Source organism: Elstera sp. (genome assembly GCF_044372965.1).
Classification (GTDB): domain Bacteria; phylum Pseudomonadota; class Alphaproteobacteria; order Elsterales; family Elsteraceae; genus Elstera.
The window spans coordinates 1-7,894 of sequence record NZ_JBILQX010000306.1; the positions used below are offsets into that span (position 1 = coordinate 1).

The 7,894-nt window shown below is 51.6% G+C and carries 10 protein-coding genes and 1 pseudogene; 10 read left to right on the plus strand and 1 reads right to left on the minus strand.

What is annotated here, in order from left to right:
- Positions 1-189: 189 nt before the first annotated feature.
- The 10 genes and pseudogenes from ACIQ36_RS20020 to ACIQ36_RS20065 all read left to right on the plus strand — a co-directional run.
- Entirely contained in the window at positions 190-888 is a 699-nt protein-coding gene (locus tag ACIQ36_RS20020; protein ID WP_395832644.1) for a hypothetical protein, read from the plus strand.
- 40 nt (positions 889-928) lie between these two features.
- Complete coding sequence (locus ACIQ36_RS20025; RefSeq protein ID WP_395832646.1) at positions 929-1,630, plus strand: hypothetical protein; 702 nt, start codon at positions 929-931, stop codon at positions 1,628-1,630.
- Positions 1,566-3,062 carry a hypothetical protein gene (locus tag ACIQ36_RS20030; protein WP_395832648.1) on the plus strand — a complete coding sequence of 499 codons (1,497 nt, stop codon included), beginning with the start codon at positions 1,566-1,568 and terminating at the stop codon, positions 3,060-3,062. The genes ACIQ36_RS20025 and ACIQ36_RS20030 overlap by 65 nt, the downstream gene beginning before the upstream one ends.
- Positions 3,029-3,193, plus strand: a complete 165-nt coding sequence (locus ACIQ36_RS20035; RefSeq protein WP_395832650.1) for a hypothetical protein — start codon at positions 3,029-3,031, stop codon at positions 3,191-3,193. The genes ACIQ36_RS20030 and ACIQ36_RS20035 overlap by 34 nt, the downstream gene beginning before the upstream one ends.
- 133 nt (positions 3,194-3,326) lie before the next feature.
- Complete coding sequence (locus ACIQ36_RS20040) at positions 3,327-4,004, plus strand: hypothetical protein (RefSeq protein ID WP_395832652.1); 678 nt, start codon at positions 3,327-3,329, stop codon at positions 4,002-4,004.
- Between the two features lie 114 nt (positions 4,005-4,118).
- Positions 4,119-4,688, plus strand: coding sequence for a hypothetical protein (locus ACIQ36_RS20045; RefSeq protein WP_395832653.1), 570 nt, complete (start codon positions 4,119-4,121; stop codon positions 4,686-4,688).
- Positions 4,672-5,376, plus strand: a complete 705-nt coding sequence (locus ACIQ36_RS20050) for a hypothetical protein (RefSeq protein ID WP_395832655.1) — start codon at positions 4,672-4,674, stop codon at positions 5,374-5,376. Before ACIQ36_RS20045 ends, ACIQ36_RS20050 begins: the two co-directional genes overlap by 17 nt.
- A complete protein-coding gene (locus tag ACIQ36_RS20055) occupies positions 5,357-7,069 on the plus strand; it encodes a hypothetical protein (RefSeq protein WP_395832657.1) in 1,713 nt (570 codons plus the stop codon). The genes ACIQ36_RS20050 and ACIQ36_RS20055 overlap by 20 nt, the downstream gene beginning before the upstream one ends.
- A 74-nt stretch (positions 7,070-7,143) precedes the next feature.
- A complete protein-coding gene (locus ACIQ36_RS20060) occupies positions 7,144-7,416 on the plus strand; it encodes a phage tail assembly protein (RefSeq protein WP_395832659.1) in 273 nt (90 codons plus the stop codon).
- A gap of 11 nt (positions 7,417-7,427) precedes the next feature.
- Positions 7,428-7,532 (plus strand): annotated as a pseudogene (locus tag ACIQ36_RS20065) (GpE family phage tail protein); the annotation flags it as partial.
- A gap of 166 nt (positions 7,533-7,698) precedes the next feature.
- Here ACIQ36_RS20065 and ACIQ36_RS20070 read toward each other — a convergent pair.
- Positions 7,699-7,894 (minus strand): hypothetical protein (locus tag ACIQ36_RS20070; RefSeq protein ID WP_395832661.1); only part of this gene is annotated, 196 nt, incomplete at its 5' end.

Below are 7,894 nucleotides of genomic sequence, written 5' to 3' on the forward strand. Positions count from 1 at the left end.
TGGCTTGATGCGCGGCGGGCGTTAGCCGGGACAAGAGCGGAACGGGGCAATCTGTTCCGCTCTTGTTCATCATTAGGACAAGCTATATACTCGCATTAAGGGGCTTGTGACTCCGCTATACCCGGTATTAATCCATCGTACTGGATCGATGTGAAACTAGGCCATTGTTTAACGGTAAAGGATTTTAATATGTTAATGCGTCTTCTGAGATGGCGAAAAAATCATCCCATAGGATTTTTTTTCTTTATCATATTTTTTCCACTTTATGGGATTATTGTTCACATAATTGTTACTATTTCCGTTAAGAGTATTCAAGATTGGTATTATGAGAAATTCCCTTTTTTTAATCTTGCGGTATGGTTGTTTGCTGAGCCGGGCGAGGACACGTTGATGTTCCGCTACCGTCTCGGGGACCGGCTCCTATTTATTCGCTCTGACATGGCAGAGCCTGCTTGGCATTGGGGGGCAGATGTTACGCGATGCAATCCTCTATGGGGTGAATGCCAAGTTCGCCCAATGTCGATTGTAATACGAAAGACCCTTAATAAAAATGAGATTTGCATTGGGCGCTATCTGAATTGCTCTGGTGCTCGTGGTTTGAATCATGAATACGATACAGAATTTTGGATCTATGCAAAAAATAATATCGAGAAAGGGAATGTGTTTAATGATTTGTGTTCTGGAAAGATAATAATCTACAATAATAAAATTTTTAACTATAATAGTATTGACGGTGTATATGGATTTTACAAGAATTATTTTATAGATAAAATTGTTGGAAATAAAGAAAATATATGCGGACTCACTCAATATAGTGATATTTTCGACTCTCTATTAACCGCTATGGAGAATGGAAATTATAGTAAATTCCCTCGAAAGAGAGAGTAAGGGCCAATTCTTCTAGATTTAACATATAGGAGTATCAAAAATGCTTAAGCGTTTTCTGGGATGGATAAAAAATCATCCGGTAGGATCATTTTTCTTGATTATCTTTTTTCCATTTTATGGTTTAATTATTTATTTAATAGTAGTTTTTTCTTTGTACAGGCTCTCTGACTGGTATTACGAAGAATTCCCTTTCTCCACTCTAGCGGTCAGGCTGTTTGCCGAACCGGGCGAGGATACGCTGATGTTTCGCTATCGCCTGGGGGATCGGCTGCTGTATGTCCGTTCCGATGTAGCGCAGCCTGCCCGTTATTCGGGGAGAGAGACGACACGTTGTAATCCCTTATGGGGGGAGTGCAGGGTTTTTCCTTTGGAGGTGCTAATGTATAAACAGCCTGAGACCGAAAAAATCTGTATTGGTCGCTATCCAGATTGCCCCTATGCGCTTGGCGCAAATTATAATTTTAAAGGGGAATTTTCCATTCATTCATCATCTTCTAACGTAAATACAAATGAGTTATTAAATAAAGTATGTTTTAAAGATTTTTATATTTCAACATATGGAAATTATAAAAATTATTATGTCGATAGGGCTGCTGGACGAAAGGAAAATCTATGTGATTTTGTTCAACCCAACGGCGTACTCGATTCCCTCTTAACCGCTATGGAGACTGGTAATTATGACAAATTCCCCCGTAACCGGAAAAACCTTCCCCCTGACCGACGCCCAGAAGGCCGAGATTGAACCTTTGAAAGCCGATAAGAATTGGCCGGAGATTTATCGGCGCTTGGAGGTCATGGCCCGCGCTAATTCAGCCATTAAGCCTGCGGTGCCGAATTGGTACCATCTCGCCACCCAGATCAATCAAGGCGAGGGGCCGCTCGCGAACTATGTTCGGTTTAGCATGATGCTCGCCGCCATTCGGAAGGGGCAGACATTTACCCCAATTGCCTTTCAAAAAGCCTCGGACAAATTGGCACTCGAAATTGTCGATAAAGTCCTTGAGAAGGGTATTCCCGAAGACAATGCGGAACCACTGATTCAAGACGTTGTGGGCAGTACGGCGAGCATGTCCCTTGAACCCGAACATTGGGCCGGTTCGGTGGCGAATAGTCTGAAGGGAGAGTATACGGAGTGGATGAATCAACTCGTCGCCTGGTACCGAAACCTACCCTATCTCGATATTGGTACGTTCGGGGGCGATGTTTTCAACGAGGATTGGGGAAAATTCTACCACGCCGCCGCGCGGCAAAATACTGCCGCCGCCTATTCGCAAATTTATAAGCGCCCTCAGGCGCTTGATTTTTATCTGGCGGGCGGGCTTGAGTTTCGGGAAGCGGGGGGCCTGCTGGACGGGGCGGGCTTAATGGTGCCAAGCGATGATAAAACCCTGCTTAGATCGCCCGCCCTGGCCGAAGTGTTCGGCGATGGTGATTTTGCCAAAATGCTTCGGACAACCGGCTTTGACACTCTCTCCCCCGAGCAGAAGACAAAATGGCAGGAGTATTTAACTGTCTTGCGCGACGATCCCCGGATTGGCGCGGCTTTTGGGGTTGAGGTTGCGTCGATTGATCGTTTGCGCCTGGTCAACGATGCGGGGGTGCTGACGATCAATGATAAGATCCTGACCCCGCTCACCCCGGACGAAGCGGTAAAGCGCCAGCAAATGGCGTCGGTCCGGGCAAGTCGCGGGGTGCAGCCGCCCGAGCGGGTTAATCCGCCGCCGGTCTTCACGCTGCCGCCGCTGCTGGTCGACCCGGCTCCTGCCCCTGGGCCGCAGGATGGGTTCCGCGAGGGGTGGGCGGCGGGGCCGCGCCGGGCGCTGGCCTTCGATTTTCCGGCACCGCCGACGTTTCAGCTTCCGGCCCTGCCCTCCAAGGAACAAATAGGGATCGATCTGGCCTTTTCGCCGCCGCCAACCTTGGTAGACGAGGGCGATGGGCCGCGCCGCGTGCCGCAGCGGATCGCACCGCCCCCGCCGCCTGCGCCCGATGATGCGCCGATCACGCTGAAGCAGTTTCAAGAAGCGCAGGACGCTTTGCTGCTCGACCTGCGCGTGACCCTTATGAACCGCCCCGCCCCGGAAATCGACGTGCATGCCCTCCGCAAAAAACTGGCGCGCGAAGCCGAACTCGACGCGCGATGCGGTCGGACGATCCGCAGCTACCCGCGTTAGCTGCCGCCCTGCCAAGCCGAGCCGTCTTCCACTGGCAGCCCTCGGCAATCGACGCGCTCACCGTGGATGATTTCCTACTGGCCCACGGGGAAGCCGAAGAGCGCGTCGGCCTGATGCGCGGCGGGCGGTAACTGAAAGAGGGGCAATCCGTTCCACTCTTGTTCGAATTTTCTAGCCCGGTGGCGGGAGGCTTGCTACTTTTGCGATCAGGTTGGACGTAGCTGTGAACGCCTGACCGTCAAAATATCCGCGAGGACTGGTGAGATGGTTTCCAATCTCTATGCAAAAGCTTATAGTTTAACGGGAAAGATATTTATAAAACTTAGATATGTAATCTTTGTTTTAATTTTATATATAATCGGCAATATCAATAATGTTTTGTTTGAAACTTGGCCCTTATATTTACGGCAACATCGCTATGAATCGCCTTTTGCGCCGGAAGTCATACAAAAATACACCAAAACGGGTAAACCCTATGCTTACTTACCGGTTGATTTTTATGGGAAGAAAATGATTCTTCGGTCGGACATTGCCCTTAAGAGCGATCTTGAGACGATGGACGTTACGCAAACCTGTAATCCCCTTCTTCAGGAATGTTCGGTTCGTCAAATTTCGAACGTTTTCTATCGGAACAGCGTTTCAGGGGCGCTTTGCCTGCAACGCCAGCCCGGCTGCACCAAGCCCCAGGAGTTTGGGGCCTTTGTTTTTGTCGGGTTGATAAAAACCGGGGAGAATCAGGCTATCGATTTCGCGGCCGTCGAATGCGAAAAAATCGATGCCGACCGCTGTCGGGGCCGGATGATCTATCGCCGCGATTATCGCGGCTATCAGGTCTTTATCCGGGGAGACCTCGATTTATTTCGGGAATTGGTCCGCCCCGCCGGGCTTCTCGACCGCTATATTTCGTCACTGGAGACCGGCAATTATGACTGGCTTGATTAACGCCTATATCGCCGACGCGAAGGCCGTTTCCCGCTGGATCGTGGAATTCACGCGCTGGTGCCGATATTATTGGCCGCTGGGGATTATTGCGTTTCCAATTTTTTTATATTCTGCATGTTCGTTTATGTAATGCCACTATATTACATCGACAGCGTGGCCGAAATCCCGTATTTCAGTAGCGAGGAAATTCAGAAATATTCGATCGATGGCAAGCCCTATCTTTACATTCCGGTTTCTTTCCACGGGCGGCGGTTGATCCTGCGCAGCGATCTTATCGATTATGCGAACTTTCTCGCGCCGGGCGCAGGCCTAGCCTGTACCCGACACACAGAAAATTGTGTTTTGTCTGAGATCGTGATGGAATTTTATTTTGATCCAAAACGCGGTGATTTTTGTACCGCCTGGCAGCGTGGATGTCCGGTGAATTCAAGTATAAAAGAATCTGTGAAGATACATATAATGTGGCCATTTATAAATGAGGGGTGCAAATTGGAGTATTCGGTGGACAAGTATAAAAAAGGCTCTGATTTCGCAGGGTCATTTTCTTACATAAATTATTGCTATGGATACGCTACATATTCCTACGGCGCAACCAAATATGCAAAATCATTTGGCGAACCCGGTGGTTTTTTAGAACGATATCTCACAGCTTTGGAGACAGGCAATTATGATTGGCTTGATTAACGCCTATATCGCTGACGCGAAGGCCGTTTCCCGCTGGGTCGTGGAGTTCACCCGCTGGTGCCGATATTATTGGCCGCTGGGGATTATTGCGTTTCCAATTTTTATTATACTCTGTTGGGTCGTTATTCGCATTCCAATGCTTTATGTGGAGAGTGTATCGAAGAGCTACTCCTCTAGGGAGAAGAAAATGCAGAAATACTCAATTGACAGAAACCCTTATCTTTATATTCCAGTCTCTTTTCATGGTCGGCGGTTGATTTTGCGGAGCGATTTTATAGATCCGTATAATCTCCGCGCGTCGAGTGCAAGCCGATCCTGTACTGAATCTTATACAGGCTGCACTTTGAGCGAGATCGTGATGACCTTCTATTTCGATCCAAAGCGGGGTGACTTCTGTACAGCGTGGCAACGCGGATGCCCGGTGAGGTCAGGAATTGAGAATTATGTAAGAATACATATAAAATGGCCTACTATAAATAAGGGGTGTAATTTAGAATATTCAAAAGATGAAAGTTCACTTGAGTCGGGCTTGCCTCGATCTTTTGGATATAGAGGCGATTGTTATGGATATGAGTTTTTTTCCTATGGTGGAACCAAATACGCCAAATCCTTTGGCGAGCCCGGTGGTTTTTTAGAACGATATCTCACAGCTTTGGAGACAGGCAATTATGACTGGCTTGACAAGTGACCCCTTGGTGTCGGCTCCTCAGGAACTCGGCCCCCATCACCCGCTCGGCCCGGCGGAACGGGACGCCCTGCGCGCCCTCCAGGCGGCAAAGGATTGGCCCGCCGCCTACCGCCAAATTGCGGCTTATGCCGACCAAAACAAGAAAATAACGCCGCAGGTGGCGAACTGGCTGCGGACGGCGGCGGATATTAATCAGAATATCGGGCCTTACGCCGCCTATGTTCGGTCGGAAGGCGTTTTCGCTTGGGCGCGTAAGGGAGAAGTTCTCACTCCCGAGAAATTTCAGAAAGTGTCGGACGAACTTGGCGCAAGTGTCGTGGAACACGTATTGCGTTACGGCGTGCCCGAGCGGGCGAATGCAGTCCTCGCTGAAGACGTTAAGAAAGCCGTAGAAAGATTCGGTCTTAAACCCCATGAATGGGCCGGAGCCACGGCGAATGGTTTGACATCTTTCGACACAATAGCGCCAAAATACTTGAACCATTTTTTCATGCTTCCACCCTCGCTGCAAATGGACTCATTTTTGCCGCTGGGGGAATGGGGTAAACAGGGTTTCTCCCAGATGTTCGATCTTCCCTATGTGGATATCGGGCTCTACGAGGGCCAAATGTTCGGCGAGCCGTCCGACCAGGATGGAATTAATATTTCTGATCTGAATCCGGTGCTGAAGATCGCGTCAATTCTGTGGGATAGATTGCGGCGCGATAAAAACCCGTCTCAGACCTCGGACCAACCTCCCGCCGCAGACGGGACCGATGTTCGGCCCGCCGATGCCCAGTGGGGCGCGGCGTGGCGCTGGCTGATGGAAGCGCTGCATCAAAGCCAGGCCGCCAATCTGCAAAAGCAGATGCGGCCTTTGGGCGATAAAGCCGCCTATCTGCACCCTTATTATGAGCGGACCGAGCGGGGGCGGCAGTTTGTTCCCGGCCAACTCTGGTCGCCGCTGCTGCATACGTTGATGCCGGGCGTCAGATTGGATGAAATGACGGAGGTTGATAAGAAGAACTGGGAGGCCTTCAAGACTATTCTCGTACAACATCCCGAGATTGCTCAGGCCTATGGCCTAGGGGCGGTCAAGCCCGAGGGCGCGGCGCAATCCTATCTTGTTTCAGATGAGGCCAGAACCTTCATCAATCTGATGGAGGTCACGACGCTGACCCCGGAAGAAGCGACACGACGCAAGCAGATGGCTGCGATCTGGGCAAAGCGGGAGGAGCAATCGCCCGAGCGCGCGAACCCGCCGCCGGTCTTTACACTGCCGCCGCTGCCGTTCGACCCGGCTCCTGCCCCTGGGCCGAAGGATGGGTTCCGCGAGGGGCGGGCGGCGGGGCCGCGCCCGGTGCTGGCCTTCGATTTTCCGACGCCGCCGACGTTTCAGCTTCCGGCCCTGCCCTCCAAGGAACAAATAGGGATCGATCTGGCCTTTTCGCCGCCGCCAACCTTGGTAGACGAGGGCGATGGGCCGCGCCGCGTGCCGCAGCGGATCGACCTGCCCCCGCCGCCCGCGCCCGACGATGCGCCGATCACGCTGAAGCAGTTTCAAGAAGCGCAGGACGCTTTGCTGCTCGACCTGCGCGTGACCCTTATGAACCGCCCCACCCCGGAAATCGACGTGCATGCCCTCCGCAAGAAGCTGGCGCGCGAAGACTATCTCGACGCGCTCCAGGGCCGGACGATCCACAGCCGCGCCTAACCGCGGCTCGGCCCAGCCGAGCGATATTTTCCCCGCCAGCCCTTCCGGCTGGCTTTTTTTATGGAGAAATCCCCATGGACAAACTGACCTATACGCTCGCAAAGCCCGTGCAATTCACCCCGACGCGGCTGATCGAAGACCTTAGCTTTCGCACCGAACTGACGGTGCGCGAGTTGCGGCGGCTGGAAGGGCAAGACAGTAATGTCGGTGCAACCGTTGCCTTAATCAGCATTCTATCCGGCGAACCGGCGGAGCTGATCGACGCCCTCGATTCCAAGGATTATTACAAGATTCAGGAGTTTCTGCTCCCTTTCTTGAAGGATTCGCTGGGGGTTGGCATGATTTAGTCGCCGATCTCGCCGCCGTCTTCCACTGGCCGCCCTCGGAACTGGAGGCCCTCACGCTGGCCGACCTCCGCTTCTGGCACGGCATCGCGGCGGCCTATCACGCGCGCCAGGGATAAGGGCTTGGGGAGGGGAAACCCTCCCCAAACAGTCGCCTCTTGTGATCCCCTCACCCCAGAGCCAAGGTTCGGCAGAAAATTCGCAACGCCCTGGCGGCGACCAAGGGGAATCCGGCGGCGATTGCCGGGGTTTTCACCGAACTGTTCCCGATGCTGAAGCGGGTTATCACGGCTTTTTCATCTGCGCTAAAAGCTTGGCTTCAATCTCGTCGAAAAGTGTTAGGCACCGGCTTGTCCGGATAATAAAATCTTCCTCCGAATTGCGTCGAAGATCTTTTTTACGTTGCTCAGTAAACTCAACAATTTTTGCTGATGATCCATAATTTCCAGATAAAATAGATATGAAAAAAATAAAGCACTCG

Bases quoted from the DNA above. Each gene is read 5' to 3' on its own strand.
- ACIQ36_RS20020 (WP_395832644.1), top strand. From the start codon at position 190: ATGTTAATGCGTCTTCTGAGATGGCGAAAAAATCATCCCATAGGATTT.
- ACIQ36_RS20025 (WP_395832646.1), top strand. From the start codon at position 929: ATGCTTAAGCGTTTTCTGGGATGGATAAAAAATCATCCGGTAGGATCA.
- ACIQ36_RS20030 (WP_395832648.1), top strand. From the start codon at position 1,566: ATGACAAATTCCCCCGTAACCGGAAAAACCTTCCCCCTGACCGACGCC.
- ACIQ36_RS20035 (WP_395832650.1), top strand. From the start codon at position 3,029: ATGCGGTCGGACGATCCGCAGCTACCCGCGTTAGCTGCCGCCCTGCCA.
- ACIQ36_RS20040 (WP_395832652.1), top strand. From the start codon at position 3,327: ATGGTTTCCAATCTCTATGCAAAAGCTTATAGTTTAACGGGAAAGATA.
- ACIQ36_RS20045 (WP_395832653.1), top strand. From the start codon at position 4,119: ATGTTCGTTTATGTAATGCCACTATATTACATCGACAGCGTGGCCGAA.
- ACIQ36_RS20050 (WP_395832655.1), top strand. From the start codon at position 4,672: ATGATTGGCTTGATTAACGCCTATATCGCTGACGCGAAGGCCGTTTCC.
- ACIQ36_RS20055 (WP_395832657.1), top strand. From the start codon at position 5,357: ATGACTGGCTTGACAAGTGACCCCTTGGTGTCGGCTCCTCAGGAACTC.
- ACIQ36_RS20060 (WP_395832659.1), top strand. From the start codon at position 7,144: ATGGACAAACTGACCTATACGCTCGCAAAGCCCGTGCAATTCACCCCG.